Source organism: Cupriavidus sp. SIMBA_020 (assembly GCF_046535395.1).
Lineage (GTDB): Bacteria > Pseudomonadota > Gammaproteobacteria > Burkholderiales > Burkholderiaceae > Cupriavidus > Cupriavidus campinensis.
This window is the reverse complement of the sequence record NZ_JAWRWU010000004.1, coordinates 492,719-519,619: the sequence shown is the minus strand read 5'-3', so window position 1 is coordinate 519,619 and position 26,901 is coordinate 492,719. Positions and strand designations below refer to the sequence as shown.

Annotated in this window: 23 protein-coding genes; 10 read left to right on the top strand and 13 right to left on the bottom strand. The window is 66.8% G+C overall.

Going from position 1 to position 26,901, the window contains the following annotated elements; genetic code table 11:
* Nucleotides 1–272 precede the first annotated feature (272 nt).
* On the top strand, nt 273–1,562 hold the full coding sequence (gene egtB, locus SB751_RS11480; RefSeq protein WP_144195147.1) for an ergothioneine biosynthesis protein EgtB: 1,290 nt from the start codon (nt 273–275) through the stop codon (nt 1,560–1,562).
* A 125-nt stretch (nt 1,563–1,687) separates the two neighbouring features.
* Here the strand turns inward: egtB and prpR are convergent, their stop codons facing one another.
* Nucleotides 1,688–3,640: a propionate catabolism operon regulatory protein PrpR gene (prpR, locus tag SB751_RS11475; RefSeq protein WP_244844661.1), complete on the bottom strand. Its 1,953-nt coding sequence runs from the start codon at nt 3,638–3,640 to the stop codon at nt 1,688–1,690.
* 351 nt (nt 3,641–3,991) lie between these two features.
* On the opposite strand from prpR, the gene prpB reads away from it, so the two are divergent.
* The 5 genes from prpB (at nt 3,992) to SB751_RS11450 (ending at nt 11,433) form a co-directional block, all read left to right on the top strand.
* A complete protein-coding gene (gene prpB, locus SB751_RS11470) occupies nt 3,992–4,900 on the top strand; it encodes a methylisocitrate lyase (RefSeq protein WP_144195145.1) in 909 nt (302 codons plus the stop codon).
* Between the two features lie 89 nt (nt 4,901–4,989).
* The gene (gene prpC, locus SB751_RS11465) at nt 4,990–6,144 is read left to right on the top strand and encodes a 2-methylcitrate synthase (RefSeq protein WP_144195143.1); all 1,155 of its coding nucleotides are present in this window, start codon (nt 4,990–4,992) and stop codon (nt 6,142–6,144) included.
* A 66-nt stretch (nt 6,145–6,210) separates the two neighbouring features.
* A complete protein-coding gene (gene acnD / locus SB751_RS11460; protein ID WP_144195141.1) occupies nt 6,211–8,808 on the top strand; it encodes a Fe/S-dependent 2-methylisocitrate dehydratase AcnD in 2,598 nt (865 codons plus the stop codon).
* A gap of 28 nt (nt 8,809–8,836) precedes the next feature.
* Nucleotides 8,837–10,033 (top strand): 2-methylaconitate cis-trans isomerase PrpF, encoded by a 1,197-nt coding sequence (gene prpF / locus SB751_RS11455; protein ID WP_144195139.1) that lies wholly within the window; start codon nt 8,837–8,839, stop codon nt 10,031–10,033.
* Nucleotides 10,034–10,281: 248 nt separating this feature from the next.
* On the top strand, nt 10,282–11,433 hold the full coding sequence (locus tag SB751_RS11450) for an asparaginase (protein ID WP_144195137.1): 1,152 nt from the start codon (nt 10,282–10,284) through the stop codon (nt 11,431–11,433).
* A gap of 49 nt (nt 11,434–11,482) precedes the next feature.
* On the opposite strand, the gene SB751_RS11445 is transcribed toward SB751_RS11450, so the two are convergent.
* Entirely contained in the window at nt 11,483–11,917 is a 435-nt protein-coding gene (locus SB751_RS11445; RefSeq protein ID WP_144195135.1) for a PaaI family thioesterase, read from the bottom strand.
* A gap of 188 nt (nt 11,918–12,105) precedes the next feature.
* Between SB751_RS11445 and SB751_RS11440 the strand changes: the two genes are divergently transcribed.
* Nucleotides 12,106–12,330 carry a DUF1289 domain-containing protein gene (locus SB751_RS11440; protein ID WP_144196212.1) on the top strand — a complete coding sequence of 75 codons (225 nt, stop codon included), beginning with the start codon at nt 12,106–12,108 and terminating at the stop codon, nt 12,328–12,330.
* Here SB751_RS11440 and SB751_RS11435 read toward each other — a convergent pair.
* From SB751_RS11435 to SB751_RS11420, 4 genes are all read right to left on the bottom strand, one after another.
* Nucleotides 12,317–13,057: an MOSC domain-containing protein gene (locus tag SB751_RS11435; RefSeq protein WP_144195133.1), complete on the bottom strand. Its 741-nt coding sequence runs from the start codon at nt 13,055–13,057 to the stop codon at nt 12,317–12,319. The two genes, SB751_RS11440 and SB751_RS11435, sit on opposite strands and share 14 nt — an antisense overlap.
* Complete coding sequence (locus SB751_RS11430; RefSeq protein ID WP_144195131.1) at nt 13,054–13,767, bottom strand: glutamine amidotransferase; 714 nt, start codon at nt 13,765–13,767, stop codon at nt 13,054–13,056. The genes SB751_RS11435 and SB751_RS11430 overlap by 4 nt, the downstream gene beginning before the upstream one ends.
* An 18-nt stretch (nt 13,768–13,785) precedes the next feature.
* Entirely contained in the window at nt 13,786–16,248 is a 2,463-nt protein-coding gene (locus SB751_RS11425) for a penicillin acylase family protein (protein ID WP_410748054.1), read from the bottom strand.
* A 151-nt stretch (nt 16,249–16,399) separates the two neighbouring features.
* Nucleotides 16,400–17,830 carry an aldehyde dehydrogenase family protein gene (locus SB751_RS11420; protein ID WP_211943069.1) on the bottom strand — a complete coding sequence of 477 codons (1,431 nt, stop codon included), beginning with the start codon at nt 17,828–17,830 and terminating at the stop codon, nt 16,400–16,402.
* Nucleotides 17,831–17,977: 147 nt separating this feature from the next.
* On the opposite strand from SB751_RS11420, the gene SB751_RS11415 reads away from it, so the two are divergent.
* The gene (locus SB751_RS11415; protein ID WP_211943070.1) at nt 17,978–18,595 is read left to right on the top strand and encodes a hypothetical protein; all 618 of its coding nucleotides are present in this window, start codon (nt 17,978–17,980) and stop codon (nt 18,593–18,595) included.
* Between the two features lie 63 nt (nt 18,596–18,658).
* On the opposite strand, the gene SB751_RS11410 is transcribed toward SB751_RS11415, so the two are convergent.
* The 6 genes from SB751_RS11410 to SB751_RS11385 all read right to left on the bottom strand — a co-directional run bounded on the left by SB751_RS11410 (nt 18,659) and on the right by SB751_RS11385 (nt 24,102).
* Nucleotides 18,659–20,281 (bottom strand): ABC-F family ATPase, encoded by a 1,623-nt coding sequence (locus tag SB751_RS11410; RefSeq protein ID WP_144195123.1) that lies wholly within the window; start codon nt 20,279–20,281, stop codon nt 18,659–18,661.
* A 227-nt stretch (nt 20,282–20,508) separates the two neighbouring features.
* On the bottom strand, nt 20,509–21,435 hold the full coding sequence (gene ldcA / locus SB751_RS11405) for a muramoyltetrapeptide carboxypeptidase (protein WP_211943071.1): 927 nt from the start codon (nt 21,433–21,435) through the stop codon (nt 20,509–20,511).
* A gap of 5 nt (nt 21,436–21,440) precedes the next feature.
* On the bottom strand, nt 21,441–21,995 hold the full coding sequence (gene tadA, locus SB751_RS11400) for a tRNA adenosine(34) deaminase TadA (protein ID WP_377731459.1): 555 nt from the start codon (nt 21,993–21,995) through the stop codon (nt 21,441–21,443).
* Nucleotides 21,996–22,004: 9 nt separating this feature from the next.
* The gene (locus SB751_RS11395; RefSeq protein WP_211943072.1) at nt 22,005–22,481 is read right to left on the bottom strand and encodes a 6-pyruvoyl trahydropterin synthase family protein; all 477 of its coding nucleotides are present in this window, start codon (nt 22,479–22,481) and stop codon (nt 22,005–22,007) included.
* A gap of 3 nt (nt 22,482–22,484) precedes the next feature.
* Complete coding sequence (gene queE / locus SB751_RS11390; RefSeq protein WP_144195119.1) at nt 22,485–23,129, bottom strand: 7-carboxy-7-deazaguanine synthase; 645 nt, start codon at nt 23,127–23,129, stop codon at nt 22,485–22,487.
* Nucleotides 23,130–23,214: 85 nt separating this feature from the next.
* On the bottom strand, nt 23,215–24,102 hold the full coding sequence (locus SB751_RS11385; protein WP_144195117.1) for a LysR substrate-binding domain-containing protein: 888 nt from the start codon (nt 24,100–24,102) through the stop codon (nt 23,215–23,217).
* A 104-nt stretch (nt 24,103–24,206) separates the two neighbouring features.
* Between SB751_RS11385 and SB751_RS11380 the strand changes: the two genes are divergently transcribed.
* Both SB751_RS11380 and dkgB read left to right on the top strand, forming a co-directional pair.
* A complete protein-coding gene (locus tag SB751_RS11380; RefSeq protein ID WP_211943074.1) occupies nt 24,207–25,415 on the top strand; it encodes an MFS transporter in 1,209 nt (402 codons plus the stop codon).
* 33 nt (nt 25,416–25,448) lie between these two features.
* Nucleotides 25,449–26,249 (top strand): 2,5-didehydrogluconate reductase DkgB, encoded by an 801-nt coding sequence (gene dkgB / locus SB751_RS11375; protein WP_144195113.1) that lies wholly within the window; start codon nt 25,449–25,451, stop codon nt 26,247–26,249.
* Between the two features lie 35 nt (nt 26,250–26,284).
* Here the strand turns inward: dkgB and SB751_RS11370 are convergent, their stop codons facing one another.
* Complete coding sequence (locus SB751_RS11370) at nt 26,285–26,794, bottom strand: DUF1993 family protein (protein WP_144195111.1); 510 nt, start codon at nt 26,792–26,794, stop codon at nt 26,285–26,287.
* Between the last annotated feature and the right edge of the window lie 107 nt (nt 26,795–26,901).

Genomic DNA, 26,901 nt, shown 5'->3' with positions numbered 1-26,901 from the left:
GCTGAGTCCTGTGCAATACAGGACCCAGCCCTTGGCCGCGGCCTAACTTACCCGTCCAACTTTAGGGGGTCAGTTCAGCGCGGCCCTTTTTTTGCCTCCGGGGCTTGCGGCGGTGCATCACGCATGACCCCGGGTGTAGGCATCGGCCTACGGCCCGCCACACCTTCCCCCGGCTCGCTCCGCCGGGCGAACGGGTCTATCATGGGTCGGATTCGGGTCGATTCCCATCGGCCTGCCGTCGTGTCGCATTCAAGTCGTCCCTGGGAGCCTGCATGACCTCTGCACTGTTGCCTGCCGCCGCCAATCACCCGCCGCACGAGCCCGCCCTGCTCGGCCAGTACCGGCACGTGCGCGCCGCCACGGAAGCCATGGTGGCGGATATTTCCGACGCTGACGCGACCGTGCAATCCATGGACGACGCCAGTCCTGCCAAATGGCATCTGGCCCATACCACGTGGTTCTTCGAGGAATTCGTGCTGGCTGCGCGCATCCCGGACTACGAGCCGGTGGATCCGCAGTACCGCTACCTGTTCAATTCCTATTACGAGGCAGTCGGCGCGCGGCATCCGCGTCCGCGCCGGGGGTTGCTGACGCGGCCATCGCTGGACGAGATCCTGGCCTACCGGGAGGCGGTGGACGAATCCATGCTCTCCCTGCTGACCGACGCCCAGACCGACGCGGAAGCCGCGCTGGTCACGCTCGGGCTCAATCACGAGCAACAGCACCAGGAACTGCTGCTGACCGACATCCTGCATCTGTTCGCGCAGAATCCGCTGCGTCCGGCGTATGCGCCCGAGCTGACCGCGCCCGTCATCGCCGATCCGCGCCCGGCGCCGGAATGGCTGAAGTTCTCGGGCGGCGTGGTGGCCATCGGCCATGCCGGCGACGATTTCGCGTTCGATTGCGAAACCCCGCGCCACAACGTATTGCTGCAGCCGTATGCACTGTCATCGCATCCGGTCAGCAATCATCAATGGTTCGAATTTATCGAGGACGGCGGCTACCAGACGGCTGGGCTGTGGCTGTCCGATGGCTGGCGCTGGGTCTGCGACAACGCCATTCAGGCGCCGCTGTACTGGGAGGAGCGCGACGGCACGTGGTGGCAGATGACGCTGCGCGGCATGCAGCCGGTGGACGCGGACAGCCCGGTCACGCACGTGAGCTTCTTCGAGGCGGATGCCTTCGCGCGCTGGGCCGAGCGCCGGCTGCCGACCGAGGCCGAATGGGAGCACGCGGCGCGCAACCTGCCGGCGACCGGCAATTTCGTGGAAGGCCGCACGCTGCGGCCATTGCCCGACCGGCAGAACACGTCTGGCGCGCTGCGCCAGATGTTCGGCGATGTCTGGGAGTGGACCGCCAGCGCCTTCCTGCCCTACCCCGGTTTCCGCCCGAGCGCGGGCGCGGTGGGCGAATACAACGGCAAGTTCATGAGCAGCCAGATGGTGCTGCGCGGCGGCTCCTGCGTGACGCCGGAATCCCATATCCGGGCGAGCTATCGCAACTTTTTCTATCCGCACCAGCGCTGGCAGTTCACCGGCGTCCGGCTGGCGGACGATGTCTGACCAGGGCTGACTACGGCGAACTAACGCCGACCGCCGGCCCTGCCAGCCCAACTTTCGGTGGTGGGGCGAAATCCCGGCGGTTAATTGAAAAAATTCATCTTCGGATGGGCCGATCGGATCATCGCTCAGCCTTCCCGCAGCCGGCGCCAGAGCGTGGTAGCACTGATGCCAAGCTGGGCGCAGGCGGCGGTGCGGTTGCCGCCGCACTCGGCCAGCACCCGGCGGATGTGCTCCGCCTGACTCGCCTTGGCCACGCCGGCCAGCGAGCGGCTCTCTTCCGATGGCGCGGTCAGCATCGCCATCTCCATCTCGATCGGCACCTTTGGCGCCCTTGGCCCCCTGGCCACCCCCTCGCCGTTCTCCGAAGAAAACAGCTCCGGTACCGCCGCCTGCAACTCACGCTGCAACGCCGCCGGCTGGAGTTCCGCGCCGGCCACCAGCACGGCAATCCGCTCCGTCACGTTCTCCAGCTCGCGGATATTGCCGGGCCAGGCATAGCGGGTGAGGCGCTCCCGCACCATCGCGGGCAGGCGTTGCGGGGACTGGGTGCCAAGCCGCTCCTGCGCGCGCCGGTATAGCAGTTCGGCGAGATCGGGCAGATCGGCCACGCGCTCGCGCAGCGGCGGCATTTCTATGCGCAGGATGTTGAGCCGGTAATAGAGATCCTGGCGGAAGGTGCCCTCGCGCACCCGCGCGGCGAGGTCACGGTGCGTGGCGGCAATCACGCGCACATTGATCGGCACAGCCTCGATGCCGCCAATCGGCAGCACCTGCTTTTCCTGCAGCACGCGCAGCAGGCGGGTTTGCAGCGCCGGCGGCATGTCGCCCACCTCGTCGAGGAACAGCGTGCCGTTGTGGGCCGATTCGAACAGGCCCGCCTTGCCGCCGCGCCGCGCGCCGGTGAACGCGCCTTCCTCGTAGCCGAACAGTTCGGATTCCAGCAGCGATTCCGGAAATGCCGCGCAGTTCACCGCGATGAACGGGAAGGCGCGGCGCGGGCTGGCGTCGTGCATGCCCTGCGCCAGCACTTCCTTGCCGGTGCCGCTCTCGCCGCCAACCAGCACCGTGGAATCGACCAGCGCGTAGCGCCGTGCCAGCGCGCGCAGGTCGCTCATTGCCGGGGAGGCGCCGGCCAGGTCGTCGAGGCTGTAGCGCACCCCGGCCGGCCGGGCGCGGGCGCGCGAGCGCAGGTTGCGGTCGGCGCGATGGATCGCGTTGGCATCCTGAATCGTCAGCACCGCGCCCGTGGTGCCGGCTTCCCCGACGATGGGGATGCGGTTGACCACCACCATGCGGTCGCCCAGCCGGTGGATGGCCTCCAGCTCGCGCGTGCCGCTTTCCATCACCGCGTCGAGCGCGAGGCCCGGCGCCAGCGTGGACAGCTTGCGCCCCACGGCCACGCCGGTCGGGGTGCCGAGGAACCGCTCCATGGCCGGATTGAACGCCTGCACGCGGCCTTCGGTGTCCACGGCGGCCACGCCTTCGTTCAGGTGGGCCAGGATCGTATTCACATAGTCGCGCCGGGTGGATTCGATGCGCCGCAGCCGCGCCGCCTCGATGGCATCCTCCAGCGCCAGCCGCACCGCATTGCCCGAATATAGGAAAACGCCCATCAGGCCGTACTTGTCGGCCAGGTCGGTCACCATGCCCGGCCCCACCACCACGCGGATGCCCTCTTCCTTGAGCGCCCGCACGCGCGCGGTGGCGTCATCCTCGGTCAGATAGGTGTAGCGGGGGATGTCGAGCGAGAACGCGCTCACGAATTCGTCGACTTCGGCGTAGGTTGAGGCATGGGTGACCAGCGCCACCTTCGGCGAAATACGACGCGCCGTGGCCAGCGCGCTCATCACGTCGAAGCCGGTCACCTTGACCAGCACCACGGGTACATCCACATGCTGGCGCAGATAGGCGCCGTTGGAGCCGCCCGCCACCACCACATCGACACGCCCCTCGCGCGCCTCGCGGTTGATGGCACTGGCGGCGGCCTCGAAGGCCCGCCCAACGATGCGGAACTCCGCCCGGGCCGCGTAGGCCGGGATCAATTCGGCGAAGGCCCGCGAGAGACGGCTGATGCCCATCGCCCAGATCCGGGGACGGCCACCGGCCGGCATGGCGGGCGCGTGGAGGGGCGCGGAGGAAGGCAGGAGACTCATGATGGGAACGGCGTATAGTCGGTCTGCATTGTGCGCCGGCTGGTGGAATCTTTCAACTCTGAACACCTTGCATTTCAAAGTTGAAATGTGAATGTGACGCAAACGCCGATGCAATAGCTGCCAGAATGGTTTAATTCATCGACATAACACGATGATTTAACAGCATATATCCATTTTTGCACGATCGTTTCGGAACACCCGCGTTCGCATGGCACACCCCTTGCGCTCTATCTGGCCGCTCTCAATGAGATTCCAGAACATTCCAAGCACACGCCCATGACCTATTCCGCCTCCGAACTCGCCCGCTCCGCTGGCGCCCGCTTCCGCCAGGCCCTGGCCGACGAAAGCCCGCTGCAGATTCCCGGCACCATCAACGCCAATCACGCGCTGCTGGCCAAGCGCGCGGGTTATCGCGCCATCTACCTGTCCGGTGGCGGCGTGGCCGCGGGCTCGCTCGGCCTGCCCGACCTGGGCATCTCCAACCTGGATGACGTGCTGACCGACATCCGCCGCATTACCGATGTCTGCGACACCCCGCTGCTGGTGGACGTGGATACCGGCTTCGGCGCCTCGGCCTTCAACGTGGCCCGCACCACGCGCTCGCTGATCAAGTTCGGTGCCGCCGCGATGCACATCGAGGACCAGGTCGGCGCCAAGCGCTGCGGCCACCGTCCGGGCAAGGAAATCGTCACCCAGGGCGAAATGGTCGACCGCATCAAGGCCGCCGTCGATGCCCGCACGGACGAGAATTTCGTCATCATGGCCCGCACCGACGCGCTGGCCGTGGAAGGCCTCGACAAGGCCATCGAACGTGCCGTGGCCTGCGCGGAAGCCGGCGCCGACGCCATCTTCCCCGAAGCCATGACCGACCTCGACATGTACCGCCGTTTTGTCGATGCCGTGAAGGTGCCGGTGCTGGCCAACCTGACCGAATTCGGCGCCACCCCGTATTTCACGCTCGACGACCTGCGCAGCGTGGGCGTGGCGATGTCGCTCTACCCGCTCTCCGCGTTCCGCGCCATGAACAAGGCCGCCGAGAACGTGTACGAGGCGATCCGCCGGGACGGCACGCAAAAGAACGTGGTCAGCACCATGCAGACCCGCGCCGAACTGTACGAGCGCATCGGCTACCATGATTACGAGCAGAAGCTCGACGCGCTGTTCGCGCAGGGCAAGGCCAAGTAAGCCATTCCGCGCGACACCATCCGCATCGACCTACCACTATCTGCACCCATCTGCACCAATCAGCACCCAGACCAACAAGGAGACCCACAATGTCCGAAGCTCAACCGCTCGCCACGCCCAAGCCCAAGAAGTCCGTCGCCCTGTCCGGCGTGACCGCGGGGAATACCGCGCTTTGCACCGTGGGCCGCAGCGGCAATGACCTGCACTATCGCGGCTACGACATCCTGGACATCGCCGATACCTGCGAATTCGAGGAAATCGCCCATCTGCTGGTGCACGGCAAGCTGCCGACCAAGTCCGAACTGGCCGCCTACAAGGCCAAGCTGAAGTCCCTGCGCGGCCTGCCCGCCAACGTCAAGGCCGCGCTGGAATGGGTACCGGCCAGCGCCCACCCGATGGATGTGATGCGCACGGGCGTGTCGGTCCTCGGCAACGTGCTGCCCGAGAAGGACGACCACAACACGCCGGGCGCGCGCGACATCGCGGACCAGCTGATGGCCAGCCTCGGCTCGATGCTGCTGTACTGGTATCACTACAGCCACAACGGCCGCCGCATCGAGGTGGAGACGGACGATGATTCCATCGGCGCCCACTTCCTGCACCTGCTGCACGGCAAGGCGCCGTCCAAGCTGTGGGAACGCGCGATGCAGACCTCGCTGATCCTCTACGCGGAGCACGAGTTCAACGCCTCCACCTTCACGGCCCGCGTGATTGCCGGCACGGGCTCGGACATGCATTCGTCGATCTGCGGCGCCATCGGCGCACTGCGCGGCCCGAAGCATGGCGGCGCCAATGAAGTGGCGTTCGAGATCCAGAAGCGCTACGACACCCCGGACGAAGCCGAGGCCGACGTGCGCCGCCGCGTGGAGAACAAGGAAGTCGTGATCGGCTTCGGCCACCCGGTGTACACCACCGGCGACCCGCGCAACCAGGTGATCAAGGAAGTGGCGCGCAAGCTGTCGAAGGACGCCGGCTCGACCAAGATGTTCAGCATCGCCGAGCGCCTGGAAACGGTGATGTGGGACGCCAAGAAGATGTTCCCGAACCTCGACTGGTTCAGCGCCGTGAGCTACCACATGATGGGCGTGCCGACGGCGATGTTCACGCCGCTGTTCGTCATCGCCCGCACCTCGGGCTGGGCCGCGCACATCATCGAGCAGCGGATCGACAACAAGATCATCCGCCCGAGCGCCAACTACACGGGGCCCGAGAACCTCAAGTTCGTGCCGATCGAGAAGCGCTGACCGGTGCCGCGCGGGGCGCCCTGCCCCGCGCCGCCCGCCACGGACGCTCCATAACTACCCCACGCCATGAACACTGCCTTCCGCAAGCCGCTGCCCGGCACCAAACTGGACTACTTCGACGCGCGCGCCGCCGTGGAAGCCATCCAGCCGGGCGCCTATGACAAGCTGCCCTACACCTCGCGCGTGCTGGCCGAGAACCTCGTGCGCCGCTGCGACCCGGCCACGCTGACCGCCTCGCTGCAACAATTGATCGAGCGCAAGCGCGAGCTGGACTTCCCATGGTTCCCCGCGCGCGTGGTCTGCCACGACATCCTGGGCCAGACCGCGCTGGTGGACCTGGCCGGCCTGCGCGACGCCATTGCCGACCAGGGCGGCGACCCCGCGCTGGTCAACCCGGTGGTGCCGGTGCAACTGATCGTCGATCACTCGCTCGCCGTGGAATGCGGCGGCTTCGATCCCGATGCGTTCACCAAGAACCGCGCCATCGAAGACCGGCGCAACGAAGACCGTTTCGATTTCATCAACTGGACCAAGAAGGCGTTCCGCAATGTGGACGTCATCCCGCCGGGCAACGGCATCATGCACCAGATCAATCTGGAGCGGATGTCGCCGGTGATCCACGCCGAACAGGGCGTGGCCTACCCCGATACCGTGGTCGGCACTGACAGCCACACGCCGCACGTGGACGCGCTGGGCGTGATCGCCATTGGCGTGGGCGGCCTGGAGGCCGAAAACGTGATGCTGGGCCGCGCGTCGTGGATGCGCCTGCCTGACATCGTCGGCGTGGAGTTGTCCGGCAAGCGCCAGCCCGGCATTACCGCCACCGACATCGTGCTGGCCCTGACCGAGTTCCTGCGCAAGGAGAAGGTGGTCGGCGCCTATCTGGAATTCCGCGGCGAAGGTGCCTCAAGCCTCACATTGGGCGATCGCGCGACCATCTCGAACATGGCCCCCGAGTACGGCGCCACGGCCGCGATGTTCTATATCGACGAGCAGACGCTGTCCTACCTGCGCCTGACCGGCCGCGAGGACGCGCAGGTCGCGCTGGTGGAAACCTACGCCAGGACCGCCGGCCTGTGGGCGGACTCGCTGGCCAACGCCGAGTACGAGCGCACGCTGCATTTCGACCTGTCCACCGTAGTCCGCAACATGGCCGGCCCGTCGAACCCGCACAAGCGGCTGCCGACGTCCGACCTGGCCGCGCGCGGCATCGCCGGGCATTGGGACGACGTGCCGGGCCAAATGCCCGATGGCGCGGTCATCATCGCCGCCATTACCAGCTGCACCAATACCAGCAACCCGCGCAACGTGATTGCGGCGGCACTTCTGGCTCGCAACGCCAACGCGCGCGGGCTGACGCGCAAGCCGTGGGTCAAGTCGTCGCTGGCGCCGGGCTCGAAAGCCGTCGAACTCTATCTCGAGGAAGCCAAGCTGCTGCCGGACCTCGAAAAGCTCGGCTTCGGCATCGTCGCCTTCGCCTGCACCACCTGCAACGGCATGTCCGGCGCGCTCGATCCGGTGATCCAGAAGGAGATCGTCGACCGCGACCTGTACGCCACGGCAGTGCTGTCCGGCAACCGCAACTTCGACGGCCGCATCCACCCGTACGCCAAGCAGGCGTTCCTGGCCTCGCCGCCGCTGGTGGTGGCCTACGCCATCGCCGGCACGATCCGCTTCGACATCGAACGCGACGCGCTGGGCAAGGACGCCGACGGCAAGCCGGTCTACCTGAAGGACATCTGGCCGAGCGACGAGGAAATCGACGAAATCGTCGCCAAGAGCGTGAAGCCGGAGCAGTTCCGCAAGGTGTACGAGCCGATGTTCGCCATCTCGGTGGACCAGGGCGAGGCCGTGAGCCCGCTCTACGACTGGCGCGCCCAGAGCACCTACATCCGCCGTCCGCCGTACTGGGAAGGCGCGCTGGCCGGCGAGCGTACGCTGCGGGGCATGCGGCCGCTGGCAGTGCTCGGTGACAACATCACCACGGACCACCTGTCGCCGTCGAACGCCATCATGCTGAACAGCGCGGCCGGCGAGTACCTGGCGAAGATGGGCCTGCCCGAGGAAGACTTCAACTCGTACGCCACGCACCGGGGCGACCACCTGACCGCCCAGCGCGCCACCTTCGCCAACCCCACGCTCATCAACGAGATGGCGGTGGTGGATGGCGCGATCAAGAAGGGTTCGCTGACGCGGATCGAGCCGGAAGGCAAGGTTGTGCGCATGTGGGAAGCCATCGAGACCTATATGGAGCGCAAGCAGCCGCTGATCGTGGTGGCCGGGGCCGACTATGGCCAGGGGTCGTCGCGTGACTGGGCGGCCAAGGGCGTGCGGCTGGCCGGCGTTGAGGCCATCGTGGCCGAGGGCTTCGAGCGCATTCACCGTACCAACCTGATTGGCATGGGCGTGCTGCCGGTGGAGTTCAAGCCGGGGGTGAACCGCACCTCGCTGGGCCTGGACGGCACCGAGACGTTCGACATCGTCGGCGCCCGCAAGCCGCGCGCGGAGCTGACGCTGGTGATCCATCGCAAGAACGGCGAGCGCGTGGATGTACCCGTGCAGTGCCGGCTGGACACCGCCGAGGAAGTGTCGATCTACGAGGCCGGCGGCGTGCTGCAACGGTTTGCGCAGGACTTCCTGGAATCGGCGCGTGCCGCAGCTTGATGGGAATTCACCGGAAACTGGACGAAGCATGACTCACGTAGCGCAAGTCAAGATTCCCGCCACCTACATGCGTGGCGGCACCAGCAAGGGCGTCTTTTTCCGCCTGCAGGACCTGCCCGAGGCCGCGCGCGTGCCCGGCGCGGCGCGTGACAAGCTGCTGATGCGCGTCATCGGCAGCCCGGACCCGTACGGCAAGCAGATCGACGGCATGGGCGCAGCCACGTCGAGCACCAGCAAGACGGTCATCATCAGTGCCAGCACGCGGCCGGACCACGACGTGGACTACCTGTTCGGCCAGGTGTCGATCGACCAGCCGTTCATCGACTGGAGCGGCAACTGCGGCAACCTCTCCGCCGCCGTGGGGCCGTTTGCCATCAGCAACGGCTTTATCGATGCCGCACGCATCCCGCGCAGCGGCAGCGGCGTGGTCACCGTGCGGATCTGGCAGGCCAATATCGGCAAGACCATCGTCGCGCACGTGCCGGTGACGGACGGCGCGGTGCAGGAAACCGGTGATTTCGAGCTGGACGGGGTGACCTTCCCGGCCGCCGAGGTGCAACTGGAGTTCATGGACCCCGCCGAGGAAGGCGAGGATGGCGGCGGCGCGATGTTCCCGACCGGCAACCTCGTCGATGACCTGGAAGTGCCCGGCGTGGGCACGCTCAAGGCAACGATGATCAACGCCGGCATTCCGACGATTTTTGTCGATGCCGACGCCATCGGCTACACCGGCACGGAGCTGCAGGACGCCATCAACGGCGACCCGAAGGCGCTGGCGATGTTCGAGACCATCCGGGCGTACGGTGCAAAGCGCATGGGGCTGATCCGTGACATCGACGAAGCCGCGCGGCGCCAGCACACGCCGAAGGTGGCGTTCGTGGCGCGGCCGGCCACGTACACGGCGTCCAGCGGCAAGGCCGTCAACGCCGGCGACGTGGACCTGCTGGTGCGCGCGCTGTCGATGGGCAAACTGCACCACGCCATGATGGGCACGGCGGCGGTGGCTATCGGCACGGCGGCGGCGGTGCCGGGCACGCTGGTCAACCTCGCAGCCGGCGGCGGCGAGCGCGAGGCCGTGCGCTTCGGGCATCCGTCCGGCACGCTGCGGGTGGGCGCGCAGGCCAGCCAGGCCGACGGCCAGTGGACCGTCACCAAGGCCATCATGAGCCGCAGCGCACGCGTGCTGATGGAAGGCTGGGTGCGCGTGCCGGGCGACGCTTTCTGATCCTTTCGCCCGACTCGTCCCGGACTCGTAATTCCTCTAAAAAGCGGCATCCTTCCCCCCGGGTAGGATGCCGCTTTGTCTTATGGGGCATACGTTTGCGGGCTATCTCACTGGCGCGGCAGTTGTCGACGCAACCCGCGCCGGTGGGTATAGTGCTCGCTCCGTCCGACGCCGGACGGTATCCATGAATCGAAGACACGGGGCGGCGCTTCCACAAGACGCCCGAACCTGCCGACATGAGGAGCATCATGCAACGTACTGCCTGCCTGAAATCGCTTGTCAAGCCGATGGCAACACCCATCGCCGCACTGCTGCTGTCCGCCGGGCTGATGTCCGGCCTGGCCCATGCGCAACTGGCTCCGGCCCCGGGCGCGGCCCCGGCCACCACCGCTGCCGCCCCCGCCGAGGCGCGCAAGGCCAATGTGGTCATCATCGGCACGGGCGGCACCATCGCCGGCGCCGGCGCATCGGCCACCAACACGGCGGCCTACCAGTCGGCCGTGGTGCCGGTGGACAAGATCATCGCCTCGGTGCCCGAGATCTCGAAGGTCGCCAACGTCAAGGGCGAGCAGATCTTCCAGATCGGCTCGGAAAGCTTCAACAACGAGCGCCTGCTGAAGCTGGCCAAGCGCGTGTCCGAACTGCTGAAGCAGCCGGATGTGGATGGCATCGTCATCACGCACGGCACCGACACCATCGAGGAAACGTCGTACTTCCTGAACCTCACGCTCAAGAGCGACAAGCCGGTGGTGGTAGTCGGCTCGATGCGGCCGGGTACGGCGCTGGGCGCCGATGGCGCGCTGAACCTGTATGACGCGGTGCTGGTGGCCTCCCGGCCCGAGTCGCGCGGCAAGGGCACGCTGGTGGTGCTCAACGACGAGATCCACACCGGCCGTGACGTGACCAAGACCAACACGTTCAAGACCGAGACCTTCCGCTCGCCGTTCGGCCCGCTCGGCTATGTGGTGGAAGGCCGCACGCTGTACTACCGCACGCTGGCCCGCCCGCACACCACGCAGACCGAGTTCGACATCGACAAGATCGACAAGCTGCCCGAAGTGGCCGTGGTCTACGCCTACGGCAACGTGAACCCGGCCAGCATCGACGCGGCGGTGAAGAATGGCGCCAAGGCCATCGTCTATGCCGCCACCGGCAACGGCAGCGTGGGCGACTACATGGTGGAGCCGCTCAAGGCGGCCCGCGCCAAGGGCGTGCAGATCGTGCGCGCCTCGCGCACGGGCAGCGGCGTGGTGGTGCGCAACGCCGAGCAGCCGGACGACAAGTACGACTGGATCGTCACCGACGACCAACTCCCGCAAAAGGCTCGCATCCTGATGGCGCTGGCGCTGACCAAGACCAACGACCCGAAGGCGCTGCAGCAGATGTTCTGGAAGTATTGATGTCCCCCGCCCCTTCCTGCTTGCGGGAGGGGGCATCCTCACTGCCCCCTCAAAACAGCGCCGTGGTCATCAGCGCCTTGGCCACCAGCGGCCCCTCGTCGGCGCCGTCGGCGTAGACCGATACCTCGAGCGACACCTGCCGCTTGCCCCGGCGGATCACCTCCGCCACCGCGCGCAAGGCCACGCCATCGGCGGGCGCCAGATACTGGATCGACAGCGCCCCGGTGGCGCCGCCGCGTACCACCTCCAGATCCACGTTCGAGAACGCAGCCGCGGCGCCAGCCACGTCGATCAGCGTGGCGATCACCCCGCCATGCACGACCTTGCGCACCGTGACGTTGTTCGGGCTGAACGGCAGCACCAGTTCCACGCGGTCTACCGCCAGCGCATCCAGGCGGATGCCCAGCGTGCGCGCCACCGGCGATTCCATCAGCACGGACGCCACCATCGCGGCCAGACGCGGGTCCACGGTCGATTCAGGCATGGCAAGGCTCCAGAACATACGGCATGGGACGAATTCGATTCCACCCAGCGTAGCCGGCGCTGCCCATTCGCTCAATGACCTGATGGGTAGTTGAACGTCCTGAGCCTCCGGCAGCACACCCAGCCGCCGGGGCGTCGGCCGGTATAATGGCCCCCCAATCGTTCCTGCCGTTCCCGCCCCGCCTCTGCATGCCTGCCGAACCGTCCGACATTACCGAAGCCCAGGGCCTCAGCGACCGGCCCGACAGCCCCTGCATCGGCATCTGCTCCACCTTGTTCGATGAGATCTGCCAGGGTTGCGGCCGCACCGCCGCCGAGGTCAGTAACTGGGTGTTCTACTCCGATGCCGAAAAGCAGGTGATCTGGGACCGCATCACGCGCGAGGGCACCGCGCGCCGCTTCAGCCAGGGCTGAGGGATCCGGGGATGACCCCGGTCAGCCGCTTCTCCATATCCTCGACTTCGCGCCGCGCCACGCGCTCGCGGGCGAGTTTTCGCCAGCTTTCCGCCAGCGGCGCCAGTTCCGCCATCTCGGCCAGCGCCGCGTGGTTGAGCCGGTCGACATAGAGCACGTGCAGCAGCCGCTGCAGGGTCCATTGCGGATAGGGCCGCGCGGCCAGCACCAGCCGGTCCCCGGCGCGTACCTCGCCCTCCTCGACCACCCGGTAGTACCAGCCCGTGCGCTGGCTCTGCTGCACCGCGCGCGACATGCCCGCGTAGCCAAAGCGGTGATTGAGCTTCCAGCATGGCTGTCGCGCCTGCGAGACCTCCACCAGCGCCGAGCCGAGCCGGAACTGGTCGCCAATGCACACGTCCGCCTCCGTCAAACCCCGGGTGCTCAGGTTTTCGCCGAAGGCACCAGGGCGCGACAGTACATCGGTCACGGTCACGCCCTCCTCTGCGGCCAGTTCGGCCGCCCAGGCCGGGTAATGGTCGCGCGGATAGTGGTGAATGGCCTTTTCCGGGCCGCCGTGATGGCGCGGATCGCCCTGCTCGTCCCCGGCCAGCCCGCGCGTGGTCACGCGCAGCGGGCCGTCCTGCAACTGCTTGTCGATGCCGCTTGGCACTGCCTTCGGGCCGAATGGGCGCACCTTGCCGGCGAGCAAGGCATCAATGGCGATGTCGATGACCTGCACCGTCACAGCCCGGCCTCGTCGAGCCAGCGCATGAACATGCGTTCCCCGGCGGCCGCCACAGTGGCGCCGATCTCGGCCGTACGGCGGCGGATGGTGCGCGGGTCGATGCCGGCCTTGGCCAGTTCCACCGTATGGCCGATCAGCCAGGTCTCGATGTCGCCGGGCAGCACCTCGGGGTGGAATTGCAGCGCCAGCACGTGCTGGCCGATCGCATACGCCTGGTGCGGCGTGCCGGCGGTGGAGGCCAGCAGTTCGGCGCCGGCCGGCAGGTCGAAGGTATCGCCGTGCCAGTGCAGCACCTGCCAGTCCGCGTCCGCCAGGGCCGCGAGCGGCGAGCGCAGGCCGGCTTCGGTCGGCGTGACCGGCCCCCAGCCAATCTCGCGCGTGCCCGGATAGACGCGCGCGCCAGACGCCGCCGCGATCAACTGCGCGCCCAGGCAGGCGCCGATCATGGGCCGCCGCGTGCCGAGCCGCTCGCGGATGACCGCGATCTCGGCCTCCAGCCACGGATAGGCCTCGGTTTCATAGACGCCGATCGGCCCGCCCAGCACCACCAGCAGGTCCGCCGGATCGGCCGCGACCAGCGTCAGGTCGTCCACGCCGGCCTGGAACACGCGGATCTCGTGCCCGCGGTCGCGCACGGCATTGGCAATCACGCCGGCATGCTCGAACGGCACATGCTGGATTACGTCGGTGCGGCGTCGGGTCTCGGTCATCGTCAACTCTCCTGAAGCTTAGGGTGCGCCGGCTGGCCGGAGCACCAGTGTGTCGAACGCGTCGCCGCCGGGATTGCGGCGTGGCGCGCCAATCGTAATGAACTGTACCGCCGCCCACCGCTCGGTCCAGTCGCGGTAGTGCGGAGACAAGGCATTGCCCGATTGTCCCGTCGACGTCATGAAGCGGGAATGGGACAAATCTGAAAGGTCATAGATCGCGCGCAGGCTGGCCGCATGTACGCTCTCGAAAGGTGCGGCCTCGTCACGCAGGCTGTGGCGGCCGACATCCACCGTATACGTATCACCGCCGGTCGGCACGCGCACGTTAAAAAAACCTGACAAGTACGAAACTTTGCCGAACGGCTTGTGCTCGGCGCGCGCGGTATGGGCCTGGCCCCAGCGCCATGTTTCCGGATTGCTGCCATAGCGGGCGTCCAGGTCGGCGATGGCGCGCTGCCAGGCCAGGCCGATGGTTTCGGCGCAGGTCTCGTGCGCCGGCGTACGGGTGTTGTCGCACCAGAACGCACCGGCGCCGCGCGGGGCACGCAGCGCGTTGAGCATCGGCAACTGCACGTTGCGCTGGTCCCAGAGCCGGTTGAACTGGGTCTCGTCCAGCTTGTCTTCGAACAGCAGGCGCGACAACTCGCGCAGCCATGCGGTGGCGACCAGCGGCTCGGCGCGGTCTGCCGCCATGGTGGCGTCCCACTTGCGCAGGGCCTCGAACAGGGCGCGCTCGCGGTCCGGGCGCTTGGCGTCGCTGGCCACGGGGGCGGCCAGCAGCAGTGGCAAGGCATCGCGCACGGCCAGCGAGACCACGTCCTTCTGAATGGCGGCGAAGCTGTCCGGCGTATGGCGCGGCGTGGCCTCCAGCAGCGCGCGGATGCGGTCGTGGCGGTACGGCACGGTCCACTCGCTGGTGATGAAGTACGGGTAGTCGTCGGCCACGATCTTCTGGTTGGCCGTCACGATCATGCCGTCCGGCGGGTTGAAGCGGCGCGGCAGCGCGTCGAACGGCACGAAGCCGGTCCAGTCGTAGCGCGCATCCCACCCCGGCGCCGGCGCGAGGCCCTTCAGGTCGTTGTCCGCCCGGCGCAGCGGCACGCGGCCCGGCGCGATATAGCCGATATTGCCGTCCACATCGGCATAGACGATGTTCTGCTGCGGCGCGTGGAGGTCGCGCATCGCCGCCAGGAAGGTGTTCCAGTCGCGCGCGGCGGCCAGCTTCAGGCCGCCTTCGAAGGTCTTGTCGTCCGGGCGCAGCGCGGTCCACTGGAACGCCACCACGTACTGGGCGCCCAGCGGCTTGGCGGCAATGGTCAGCGGCTCGGCCACGTCGGACAGCACCGGGCCGTGGCGCGTGGCCCGGACGGTCAGGGCCACGTCCGGGGCCCCCTTCACGCGGATGGTCTCGGTGCGGGTCTCGAACTCCGCCCAGCCGTCCGGCGTCTGGTAGCGGGTGGGGTGCGCCGGATCGATCCTTTCTATATAGAGGTCCTGCACGTCCGGCGCGGTATTGGTGAAACCCCAGGCAATGCGCGCGTTATGGCCGAGCACGACCAGCGGAATGCCGGGCAGCGTGGCGCCGGTCACATCGAGCCCCGGCGCCTGCATCTGGGCGAAATACCAGAGTGACGGCGCCTGCAGCCCCAGGTGCGGATCATTGGCCAGCAAGGGCTTGCCGCTGACCGTGTGGGCGCCGGAGACCACCCAGTTGTTCGATCCCATCCCCTCTACATAGCCTGCCGGCGCCCGCTCCACCACGCTCGCCATGGCCGTGGCCACGGGCGCGAGATGGCGATAGAAGGCCGCGTAGTCCATGGTGCGCAGCGGTGGGTCGCCCGGATAGGGAGCGAGGATCTCGGCAATGCGGGACGTGGGCAGCTGCTGGGCCAACCCCATGCGCAGCACTTCCTGCGTCCAGTTGCCGCCCAGATCCCACGCCATCATGGTCTGCCAGCCGAGCGTGTCGGCGGGCTCCCAGTGCTCCGGCTTGGTGCCGAGGATCAGGAACTCGGGCGGCAGCGCGGACTTGCGCGTGTCGATGAACGCGTTCACGCCATCGGCATAGGCTTGCAGCGCGGCGCGGGTCTCGGGGGAAGTCTGGGCGAGGATGGCCTCGGCATTGCGCCGCACTCCCAGCGTGCGCAGGAAGCGGTCGGTGTCCAGCGCGCCCGGGCCGAGGATTTCCGCCAGCCGGCCCGCCACCACGCGCTTGTTCATCTGCATCTGCCAGAGCCGGTCCTGCGCGTGGACGTAGCCGAGCGCGTAGTAGGCGTCCAGCGCATGGGCGGCCTGGATGTGCGGCACGGCGTTGCGGTCCCGCACCACCACCACGCGGTCATGCAGGCCGGGCAGGATCAGCGTGCCGGCCGTATCCGGCTGCGAAGCCTGACGATACCAGGCATAGCCGCCCACGGCGCCCGTCACCAGCAGCAACAGGAGCGAGAGCAGCCAGCCGCCGAGCCGTTTCCACCAGCGCATCGTATTCCTCCGAAATATTGGGATCGATTGGTTCGATTGGTTCGATCGGGTTCGATTGGGATCCATCAAAGAGCGAAGCATCGCAGATTCCGGCGCCAGAAAAAAATGCCCGGACGTGCCGGGCATGCGATGCAACGCCAGGAAGCGCCCGTCAGGCGGGCTTCTTCAGTTGCAGCGACTTGTATTCGAGGAATTCCTCGAGTCCGTACTTGCCGGCCTCGCGCCCGTTGCCGGACTGCTTGAAGCCGCCGAACGGCGCGTTCATGTTGAACGGGCCGCCGTTGATGTCCACCTGACCGGTGCGGATGCGCCGTGCCACGCGGATCGCGCGGGCCTCGTCGCCAGACCACACCCCGCCGCCGAGTCCGTAGACGCTGTCATTGGCGATGCGCACGGCGTCTTCCTCGGTGTCATAGCAGATTACGGTCAACACCGGGCCGAAGATCTCCTCCTGCGCCACGGTCGCCTTCGGATCAACGTTGCCGAGCACCGTCGGCTTCACGAAGAAGCCCTTGCCGAGCCCCTCGGGGGCATCCGGGCCGCCGGCCAGCAGTTCGGCGCCCTCCTCCAGCCCGCGCCGGATATAGCCCGTCACGCGCTCCTTCTGCACGGCCGAGATCAGCGGGCCGAGACGCGTGGTCTCCGCCAGCGGGTCGCCAAGCGTGAAGTTCTCCACCACCTTCGCGACGATGGCCTTGACCTCGTCGTAGCGGGCGCGCGGCACCAGCATGCGGGTATGGGCCGAGCAGGTCTGGCCCGAGTTCAGGAAGCAGGCGTTGATGGTGCCCTTGACGGCCTGCGGCAGGTCCGCGTCGTCCAGGATCACCGAGGCGGACTTGCCGCCCAGCTCCAGCGCCACGCGCTTGACCGACTGCGCGGCCAGCTCGGACACGCGTTTGCCGGCGCGCGTGCTGCCGGTGAACGACACCATATCCACTTCGGGGTGGCTCGCCAGCACTTCGCCCACGATCGGGCCATAGCCGGTGACGAGGTTGAACACGCCCGGCGGCAGGCCGGCGGCCTCGATCACCTCGGCCAGCACAAAGGCGTTCAGCGGCGCCACCTCGGACGGCTTGAGCACCACGGTGCAGCCGGCGGCCAGCGCCGGCGCCACCTTCAGCGTGATCTGGTTCAGCGGGTAGTTCCACGGCGTGATCGCGGCCACCACGCCCACGGGCTCGCGCACCACCAGCGAATTGCCGACCTGTTCCTCGAACTGGAACTGCTCCAGCAGCGAGGCGGCCTGGCCCCAGTTATAGACCGGCCCGCCCACCTGGATGGCCCGCGCCAGCTTGATCGGCATGCCCACTTCGCCGGCAATCAGCTGCGCCAGTTCCTCGGTACGGTCCTTGAGCCCTTCGGCGATCTTGCGGATATAGCCGGCGCGCACGGCCGGCGGCGTGTTGGACCAGCCGTCGAAGGCGGCCCGCGCGGCGGCGATGGCGTCCTCGGCATCCCGGGCGTCGCCCTCGGGAATCTTGCCCATTACCGCCTCGGTGGCGGAATGAACCACATCGATCAGCCCGCTGCCATGGGGCTGAATCCACTTGCCGTTGATGAAAAGTTTGTCTCGTTGTTGCATGGCCACAGTTCTCGATAGGTGAATCGGCGGTTGCAATTTTTTGTTACTTTTAGGGTGCCTCACATTGTAGAGCGGAATGCCAACTCGGATTTTGTTTGATTCCGGGCGCATGCCGCCCATCGAAAACAAAGAAAAGAGGAGCGAGACATGGTCGATCCGGTCTTTCAGAAGACGGAGGCAGGTCAGGAGGAGATTCGCACACGTGCCCGAAAGCTCGATCACAAGCTGCGCGCGCTGCTGCTTATCGTGAATGGCGAACGCCGCAAATCGGCGTTGCTGGCGCAGGTGGGCGGGATGGGGGTCGGGGAGGAAGCGCTGGACACGCTGGTGGAACTGGGGCTGGTGGTGGCGGATGCCTCGGAAGCGGCCAAACCCGTTGCCCCGCCGGTAACCGCCACCACACAACGCCCGGCCCGCTCTGGCCCGCCGGACACCAATCTGTTTGCGGCGTATTCGGCACTCGGCAAGGGACTCGACGACGTGCTCGCCGATACCGCCATCGCCCCGACGCCGGTAGCAGTGGGCGGCGCGGACGGCTACAAGCAGCTTTACCACTTCTATACCGATGTGATCGGCAATCATCTTGGATTGCGCGGCTACGTCTTGCAGGTGAAGGTGGAAAAGGCGGGAACGGTGGCCGAACTGGCCGCGTTGCGCGAGGCACTGGCCGCGGCCTTGCAGAAGGCCAAGGGAGAGATCACCGCAAGGGCGATTCTGGACCAGCTGGATGCGATGCTGGCGGCGCAGGGGGTGGCCGCCAGGTAAGAACAACGCCCCTCCCCCATGGGAGAGGGGCGTTCCGGCTCGGTGTTCCGGCTCGGAGTTCCTTTAAGCCGCGATACCCTGCGACTCCAGGTACTCGTCGTACGTGCCGAGGTAGTCGGTGATCGTGCCGTCCGTGCGGACTTCGATCACACGCGTGGCCAGGCCGTTGATCAGTTCGCGGTCGTGCGAAACAAAGATCAGGGTGCCGGTGAACTTGTCCAGGGCGATCTGCAGCGACTCGATCGACTCCATGTCCATGTGGTTGGTCGGCTCGTCCATGGCCAGCACGTTGTGGCGGCCCAGCATCAGCTTGCCCCAGATCATGCGGCCCTTCTCGCCACCGGACAGCACCTTGACGTTCTTCTTGATATCGTCGGCCGAGAACAGCAGCCGGCCCAGCGTGCCGCGCAGCGACTGGTCGTCGTCGCCGGCCTGCGTCCACTGGCTCATCCAGTCCATCACGTCGCGGTCCACCGGGAATTCTTCGTACGTGTCCTGCGGCATGTAGCCAACGTTGGCGTTCTCGGCCCACTTCACTTCGCCGCGGTCCACTTCCACGCCGCGCTGCACGCCAGTCTGGACAATATTGTTCAGCAGGCTGCGCAGCAGCGTGGTCTTGCCGGCGCCGTTCTCGCCGATGATCGCCACGCGCTCGCCGGCCTGGATCGCCAGCGTCAGGTTGTTGATGATCTTGCGGTCGTAGGTCTTGGTGATGCCCTCCACCTCCACCGCCAGGTTATGCAGCTTCTTCTCGAACTCGAAGCGCACGAACGGGTTCTGGCGCGACGACGGCTTGATGTCCTCCACCTTGATCTTGTCGATCTGCTTCGCACGCGACGTGGCCTGGCGGGCCTTGGACTTGTTGGCCGAGAAGCGGCGCACGAAGTCCTGCAGTTCCGTGATGCGCTCCTTGGCACGCGCGTTGGCGGCCAGCTGGCGCTCGCGGGCCTGCATCGACGCTTCCATGTAGTCGTCGTAGTTGCCCGGGTAGACCTTCAGCGTGCCGTAGTCCATATCGGCCATGTGCGTGCACACCGAATTCAGGAAATGTCGATCGTGGGAGATGATGATCATCGTGGAATTGCGCTCGTTGAGCACGTCTTCCAGCCAGCGGATGGTGTTGATGTCCAGGTTGTTGGTCGGTTCGTCGAGCAGCAGCACGTCCGGATTCGAGAACAGCGCCTGGGCCAGCAGCACGCGCAGCTTCCAGCCGGGGGCGATGTCGCTCATCGGGCCCTGGTGCTGGCTGGTGGGAATGCCCACGCCCAGCAGCAGTTCGCCGGCACGCGCCTCGGCGGTGTAGCCGTCGAACTCGGCGTAGCGGGCTTCCAGCTCGGCCGCCTTCATGTAGTCCTCATCCGTGGCTTCCGGATTGGCGTAGATGGCGTCGCGCTCGCTCGCGGCGGCCCACATCTCGGTATGGCCCATCATCACCACGTCCAGCACGCGGTTGTCTTCATAGCCGAACTGGTCCTGGCGCAGCTTGCCCAGGCGCACGCCCGGCTCCAGCATGACCTGGCCCGACGAGGGATCGAGGTCGCTGCCAAGGATCTTCATGAAGGTGGACTTGCCGCAGCCGTTCGCGCCGATCAGGCCGTAGCGGTTGCCTTCACCGAACTTGACCGTGATGTTCTCGAACAGCGGCTTGGGGCCGAACTGCATGGTGATGTTTGCGGTAGAAAGCACGTCTGGAACCTTTGAATGCGTATGGGTGCGTAGAGGGAGGCTGCGCGGGGCGCCTGCGCCGCCCGGGCGGGCCCGGGCCTGCCAGGGTTGGGGGATCGCGTGGAAGACCTGCCCATCAGCGCGTCCGGCCTGGCAAAAATGCGGAAATAACCGGAGATTTTACCACTCGCGGGCCGCTAGCGGGGATTGCTCGGGCGATTACCGGCGGGCGCGGCGCGTTGTGACGGTTACAGCGTCGGGTAGCCGGACAGGGCCAGCGTGAAGCCGTCCGCCTGGGCGGTCAGGCGGGCCTGCGCGCCCACCGGCAGCGTCAGCTTGCGCGGGCAGTGGCCGAACGGCAGGCCGGTCAGCACCGGAATGCCGACTTCGGCACGCACGTAGTCGAACACGGCGTCCATGTCGTAGCCGTTGTCGTAGTCCGTGGTGCGGTAATTGGAGAAATCGCCCAGCACCAGTGCCTGCTGGCGGGCCAGCACGCCGGCCTGCGCCAGTTGCAGCAGCATCCGCTCGATGCGGTACGGCGGCTCGTTGATGTCCTCGAGAAACAGGATGCCGCCGTCGATCTTCGGCATGTAGGGGGTGCCAAGCAGGCTGCACAGCATGGCGAGGTTGCCGCCCCAGAACGTGCCGTCCACGGCCACGGGGCGTGCCAGCGCCTGTGGGGCCTCCACCGTCACGGTGTAGGCCGGGTCGCGCAGGATAGCCTCGAAGTGCTGCCACATGAACGCGTCCACCGGTTCGGCGCCGAAGTCGGCCAGCAGCATCGGGCCGGCAAACGTCACGCCCCCGGTGGCGGCGAGGTAGGCAAGCTGAAACCCCGTGAAATCGCTATGCCCGACGATGGGCGTGCCGCTGGCGCGCGCCTGGTCGGCAATCCGCGCGAAATCGATCTTGCCGAGCAGCCGCCCCAGCCCGTAGCCGCCGCGCACGGCCAGCGTCAGTTCGCGCTGCGCACCGGTGCCGATGGCGTGCAGGTCGGCCAGCCGTTCGGCGTCCGTACCGCCGAAGCGCAGGTAGCGGCGGGCCAGCACGTCGGGGTTGCCCACGTGATAGCCGTGATGCTTGAGCCAGGCGCAGCCACGTGCCGCAATCGCCACATCATGGGGGTAACCGGAAGACGCAATCAGGCGGACTTCGATCGATTGGCTGCTCATGGACCTTAATTCTCTGCACCAGAATCTGGAGCCGCGATTTTAACGCGTGCCGACTTCTGCGCACGGCGCCGCGCGCCAAAGAAATCGCGCAGCATCTGGCCGCATTCGTCGGCCATCACCCCCCGGGCCACCGTGGTCTGATGATTGAGCGTGGCCTGCGCGAACAGGTCCACCACACTGCCGGCCGCGCCGGTCTTGGGGTCGGTCGCACCGAAGACCACGTGGCGCAGGCGGGCGTGGAGGATGGCGCCCGAGCACATCGCACAGGGCTCTAACGTCACATACAGCTCGCACTCGGGCATGCGGTAGTTGCCGAGCACCTGGGCGGCGGCGCGCAGCGCCTGCATCTCGGCGTGGGCGGACGGGTCCATCGAGCGGATCGGCAGGTTGTGGCCGCGCGCGATGATCCTGTCGTTCCAGACCACCACAGCGCCCACCGGCACCTCGCCCGCTGCTTCGGCCAGACGCGCCTCTTCCAGCGCGGCGGCCATGTAGAAACGGTCGCGCGCGTCGGGATCGGGGAAGGTCTGGGGCAGCAGATCGGACATCGGATCGGACATCGGCCCGGATCAGTCCTGCGCGGGCAGGCGTACCGGCGCGCTAACTTCGGCCCAGCAGTTCGGCGTTTCGAACAGCACGAGGCGGGTCAGTTGCAGATGGTGGCCAAAGCAGTCCTTGAACACGGGCGCGAGGATGTCGAACGCCACCTGGGCAAGGTTCTCCACCGTGGGAATGGACTCGAGCACCACGGTCTTGTGGTTTTCCATCGACTGGAGGAAGTTCAGCAGCGCCGTATCGCCCCGGTAGATCAGGAAGGCGTGGTCCCACTTCGAGACCAGATGCTCGTTGGCGAGCGTCTTGATGTCGCCGAAGTCGAGGATCATGCCGTCGTCGGAGGCGCCTTCCTTGTGCAGGACTTCGCCCGACAGGGTCAGGTCCAGGCGGTAGCGGTGGCCATGAATGTTGCGGCACTGGCCGCCATGGCTAGGGATACGGTGGCCGGAATCGAACTCCAGGCGACGGGTGATGGAGACTTGTTTGGTCATGGATCAGCGAATGCCAAGCAGCTTGTGGGTCTGCAGCGACAGGCGCCAGCGCGGGTGGCGCTGGCAGAATTCCACCGCCGCGGCCGTATTCTGCCGGGCCAGCGGGCCATCCATGGCTTGCACCATGAAATAGCGAAAATCCAGCTGCTCGTATGCCGCGAAGTCCTGGCCGTCCTGCGGGATGACAACCTTGAGTTCGTCGCCGCGCGTCACCACGAGATCCGCGCCCATCTTCGGGCTCACGCAGACCCAGTCGATGCCGTCCGGCACGGGCAGCGTGCCGTTGGTCTCGATGGCGATCTCGAAGCCCTGCGCGTGCAGCGCGTCGATCAGCGGCGCGTCCAGCTGGAGCAGCGGCTCGCCGCCGGTGCAGACCACGAGCGGCTTGCCGCCGGCGCTGCCAGGGCCCTGGGGCCATTCCGAGGCCACCACGGCCGCCAACTCCTCGGCGGTTTTGTACTTGCCGCCGCGCGTGCCGTCCGTGCCGACGAAGTCTGTGTCACAGAACTGGCAGACCGCGCGCGCCCGGTCTTCTTCGCGGCCGGTCCACAGGTTGCAACCCGAGAAACGGCAGAACACCGCAGCGCGGCCGGCGTTGGCGCCTTCGCCCTGCAGCGTGTAGAAGATTTCCTTGACGGCGTAAGTCATTATGTGGGGTAGCGACGAGCAACCCATTAGTATAGCAAGGGACTAGGGTTTTCGCTAAGGCGCACCCTGCTCCGCTGATGGCCGCCTAAGGCGCCAGCCGCTCCTGCAGGAAGTCCAGGAACACGGCAATACGGGCCGATAGCTGCGTGTTGAGGTAGTAAACGGCGTGGATCGGCTGCCGGACCTCGATCGTACTGCCCTTCAGCACCTGCACCAGCCGGCCCGCGCGCCGGTCGGCATCGGTCATGAAATCGGCCAGGCTGACGATGCCCTGCCCGGCCAGCGCCAGCTGCCGTAGCGTCTCGCCGCTCGACGCCGAGATTTGCGGACGAATCTCCACTTCCGCGCCATTCTCGCCCCGCAGCGGCCAGCGATTCAACGACTCCGGCTGGGTGAAACCAAGCAAGGTGTGATCGCCAAGCTCGGCCACGGTGGCCGGGGTGCCACGCGCATTCAGGTAATCGGGACTGGCCAGCACGCGGATGCGGTTGCTGCCCAGCGCCCGCGCGTGCAGCGTGGAATCGCGCAGCGTGCCGATACGGATCGCCACGTCGGTGCGGTGTTCGAGCAGATCGATGATCTGGTCGTTGGTATTCAGTTCGAGCTCGATTTCCGGGTAAGCCGCGCGGAAGGCGCCGACCAGCGGCACCACCACGTGCAGCATGAACGGCGACGCCGCGTTCACGCGCAGCCGCCCCGCCGGCCGCTGGCGGCGCAGCGCCATCTGCTCCTCGGCCAGATCTGCCGCCGCCAGGATCTGGCGCGCGTGGGCGAGCATCGCCGCGCCCTCCTCGGTCAACTCCAGCCGCCGCGTGGTCCGGCGCAGCAGCGTGGTTTCCAGCTTCTCCTCCAGCCGGGACAGCGCCCGGCTGACCCCGGAGACGGTCTGGTCGAGCTGCTCCGCAGCGGCGGTGATCGAGCCGCTATCCACCACGGTCGCAAAGGCGAGCAATTCTTCTAGCGTCAGTTTCATCCTTGAATTTTAGTCAAATATCTTTGGCTGATCACGGGGTTTTTCTGCAAGAAAGCACGCGGCACACTGCGTCCATCGAAAAAACCTGCTTGAGGATGTTCGACATGCCTATTGCCTTGCTGGCGCTAACGATCAGCGCCTTTGCCATCGGGACGACGGAATTCGTGATCGTCGGCCTGATTCCGACCATCGCGGCGGACCTGCACATCTCGGTGCCGTCCGCCGGCCTGCTGGTGAGCCTGTACGCACTGGGCGTGGCTGTCGGCGCGCCAGTGCTGACCGCCCTCACCGGCCGCCTGCCCCGCAAGCTGCTGCTGCTCTCCCTGATGGCGCTGTTCACCGCCGGCAACCTGCTGGCGTGGAAGGCGCCGAGCTATGAATCGCTGATCATGGCGCGCATTCTTACCGGCCTCGCGCATGGCGTGTTCTTCTCGATCGGCTCGACCATCGCCACCGGCCTGGTGCCAAAGGAGCGCGCCGCGAGCGCCATCGCCATCATGTTTACCGGCCTGACCGTGGCACTGGTGACCGGCGTGCCGCTTGGGACATTCATCGGCCAGCATTTTGGCTGGCGCGAGACCTTCCTGGCCGTGTCCGGTCTCGGCGTGATCGCCTTTATCGGCAGCCTGCTGTTCGTGCCCTCGCAGATCCGCCATTCCCCGCCCGCCTCGCTGTTGCAGCAGGCGCGGGTACTGGCCGAGCCGCGGCTACTGCTGGTTTATGCGAAAACGGCCATCGGCTACGGCGGATCGTTCATTCCGTTCACCTTCCTTGCCCCGATCCTGCAGGACGTCTCGGGCTTCAGCGCCGGCGCCGTGGGGCTGGTGATGCTGGTGTATGGCGTGTCCGTGGCGGTGGGCAATATCTGGGGTGGCCGGCTGGCGGATCGGCATGGCCCGATTCCAGCGCTGCGCATCGTATTTCTCCTACTCGCCGCCGTGCTGTTCGTGCTGACCTTCACCGCGCCGCACCGCTGGCTGGTGGTGGCCACGGTGCTGGCCTGGGGCGCGGTTGCCTTCGGCAATGTGCCGGGCTTGCAGGTCTACGTGGTGAAGCAGGCGGAGCGCCATACGCCGCAGGCCGTGGACGTGGCGTCCGGCCTCAATATCGCCGCGTTCAATCTCGGCATTGCCGGGGCGGCGTGGGCGGGCGGGCTGATCGTCCAGCATCTGGGGCTGATGCATACGCCGTGGATCGGCGCGCTGGTGGTGCTCGTGGCGCTGGGCCTGACCGAATGGAGCGGCCGGCTGGACCGCGCCGCCGGCATCGATCCCCGTGCGGGCAATGTGCCGGCCGGGGCGATGTCTCATTGATTTTTGCCAACCTTCCTTTCATCGGAGAACTTCATGCAGATTCCGCAACTTGGCCTTGGCACCTTCCGACTCAAGGACCAGCAGGTCATCGATTCCGTGACGATGGGGCTGGAGGTGGGCTATCGCCACATCGACACGGCCCAGATCTACGGCAACGAGGCCGAAGTAGGCCGCGCGATTGCCGCCAGCGGCGTGGCGCGTGACGACCTGTTCGTGACGACCAAGATCTGGACCGAGCACCTGGGCCGCGACGCCTTGCGCGCCAGCCTTGAGACGAGTCTTGAGAAACTGAAGCTTGATCGGGTCGATCTGACGCTGATCCATTGGCCGTCGCCGGGCGACGCGTTGCCGGTGGCCGAGTACATGGAAGCGCTGGCGCAGGCCCAGGCCGCCGGGCTGACGCGTGCGATTGGCGTGTCGAATTTCACCATCGGGCACCTGAAGCAAGCCATCGACGCCATTGGCGCGCCGGCCATCGCCACGAACCAGATCGAACTGCATCCCTTCCTGCAGAACCGCAAGGTGGCGGGGTTCATGCGCGAACAGGGGATTCACCTGACGGCCTATATGCCGCTGGCCTACGGCAAGGTGATGGAGGATGCCGTACTACGCCGGATTGCCGCCGTGCGAGACGCCACGCCGGCGCAGGTGGCGCTGGCGTGGCTGATGCAACAGGGCTATGCGGTGATTCCGTCGTCCACCCGGCGCGCCAACCTTGAGAGCAATCTCGCGGCGGCGCGGCTCACGCTGACAGCCGGCGAGATGGCCGAGATTGCCGCGCTGGACCGGGGCGAGCGGCTGGCCAACCCCGCCTTCGCGCCGCAATGGGACTGACGACTGGGACTAACGACTGGGACTGACGCCGGCAATCAGCGCGGCGCGCCGAGGAAGTCCATCTTGCCGATCTGCACGCCCTTGTGGCGCAGCAGGTCGTAGGCGGTGGTCACGTGGAAGTAGAAGTTCGGCAGCGCGAAGCCCAGCAGGTAGCTTTTGCCGTCGAAGGTGACCGGGCCATTGCGGAGCTTGAGTTCCACGGTGCGCGTGTCGCTGCCCTCCAGCTGCTCGGGGCGGATCGACTTCAGGAAACCGATGGTCTTGGCGATGCGCTCCTGCAGCTCGGGGAACGTCGCCTCGGTATCGGCGTAGGACGGAATCTCGATCCCGGCCAGCCGCGCGGCGCAGCCCTTGGCGGAATCACTGGCGCGCTGCACCTGGGCGGGCAGCGCGTCCATGTCGGCAATCAGACGCGTCTGAATCAGCTCGGATTCGTCGATCCCCTGCGCCTTGGCGTGGGCAGCGCCCTTTTCAAGAATCGCCGATAGATTGCTCAGTGCGCGGATGAACGGCGGGATCGAAACGTCATACATCGAGAGGGCCATTTGGGCTCCTTGGGTGCGGTGTCGTGGGGGTGCGCGGCAGTGCCGCCGCTGTGCTGCAGACGGGAGGATAGATCGAATCGCGCATGCCTGCTGGCCGCGCCCCCGAA

Bases quoted from the DNA above. Each gene is read 5' to 3' on its own strand.
- SB751_RS11430 (WP_144195131.1), bottom strand. From the start codon at position 13,767: ATGACCGAGACCCGACGCCGCACCGACGTAATCCAGCATGTGCCGTTC.
- SB751_RS11415 (WP_211943070.1), top strand. From the start codon at position 17,978: ATGGTCGATCCGGTCTTTCAGAAGACGGAGGCAGGTCAGGAGGAGATT.
- queE (WP_144195119.1), bottom strand. From the start codon at position 23,129: ATGACTTACGCCGTCAAGGAAATCTTCTACACGCTGCAGGGCGAAGGC.
- ldcA (WP_211943071.1), bottom strand. From the start codon at position 21,435: ATGAGCAGCCAATCGATCGAAGTCCGCCTGATTGCGTCTTCCGGTTAC.
- prpB (WP_144195145.1), top strand. From the start codon at position 3,992: ATGACCTATTCCGCCTCCGAACTCGCCCGCTCCGCTGGCGCCCGCTTC.
- tadA (WP_377731459.1), bottom strand. From the start codon at position 21,995: ATGTCCGATCCGATGTCCGATCTGCTGCCCCAGACCTTCCCCGATCCC.
- prpC (WP_144195143.1), top strand. From the start codon at position 4,990: ATGTCCGAAGCTCAACCGCTCGCCACGCCCAAGCCCAAGAAGTCCGTC.
- egtB (WP_144195147.1), top strand. From the start codon at position 273: ATGACCTCTGCACTGTTGCCTGCCGCCGCCAATCACCCGCCGCACGAG.
- acnD (WP_144195141.1), top strand. From the start codon at position 6,211: ATGAACACTGCCTTCCGCAAGCCGCTGCCCGGCACCAAACTGGACTAC.
- SB751_RS11395 (WP_211943072.1), bottom strand. From the start codon at position 22,481: ATGACCAAACAAGTCTCCATCACCCGTCGCCTGGAGTTCGATTCCGGC.
- prpF (WP_144195139.1), top strand. From the start codon at position 8,837: ATGACTCACGTAGCGCAAGTCAAGATTCCCGCCACCTACATGCGTGGC.
- SB751_RS11420 (WP_211943069.1), bottom strand. From the start codon at position 17,830: ATGCAACAACGAGACAAACTTTTCATCAACGGCAAGTGGATTCAGCCC.
- dkgB (WP_144195113.1), top strand. From the start codon at position 25,449: ATGCAGATTCCGCAACTTGGCCTTGGCACCTTCCGACTCAAGGACCAG.
- SB751_RS11380 (WP_211943074.1), top strand. From the start codon at position 24,207: ATGCCTATTGCCTTGCTGGCGCTAACGATCAGCGCCTTTGCCATCGGG.
- prpR (WP_244844661.1), bottom strand. From the start codon at position 3,640: ATGGGCATCAGCCGTCTCTCGCGGGCCTTCGCCGAATTGATCCCGGCC.
- SB751_RS11450 (WP_144195137.1), top strand. From the start codon at position 10,282: ATGCAACGTACTGCCTGCCTGAAATCGCTTGTCAAGCCGATGGCAACA.
- SB751_RS11440 (WP_144196212.1), top strand. From the start codon at position 12,106: ATGCCTGCCGAACCGTCCGACATTACCGAAGCCCAGGGCCTCAGCGAC.
- SB751_RS11445 (WP_144195135.1), bottom strand. From the start codon at position 11,917: ATGCCTGAATCGACCGTGGACCCGCGTCTGGCCGCGATGGTGGCGTCC.
- SB751_RS11425 (WP_410748054.1), bottom strand. From the start codon at position 16,248: ATGCGCTGGTGGAAACGGCTCGGCGGCTGGCTGCTCTCGCTCCTGTTG.
- SB751_RS11385 (WP_144195117.1), bottom strand. From the start codon at position 24,102: ATGAAACTGACGCTAGAAGAATTGCTCGCCTTTGCGACCGTGGTGGAT.
- SB751_RS11370 (WP_144195111.1), bottom strand. From the start codon at position 26,794: ATGGCCCTCTCGATGTATGACGTTTCGATCCCGCCGTTCATCCGCGCA.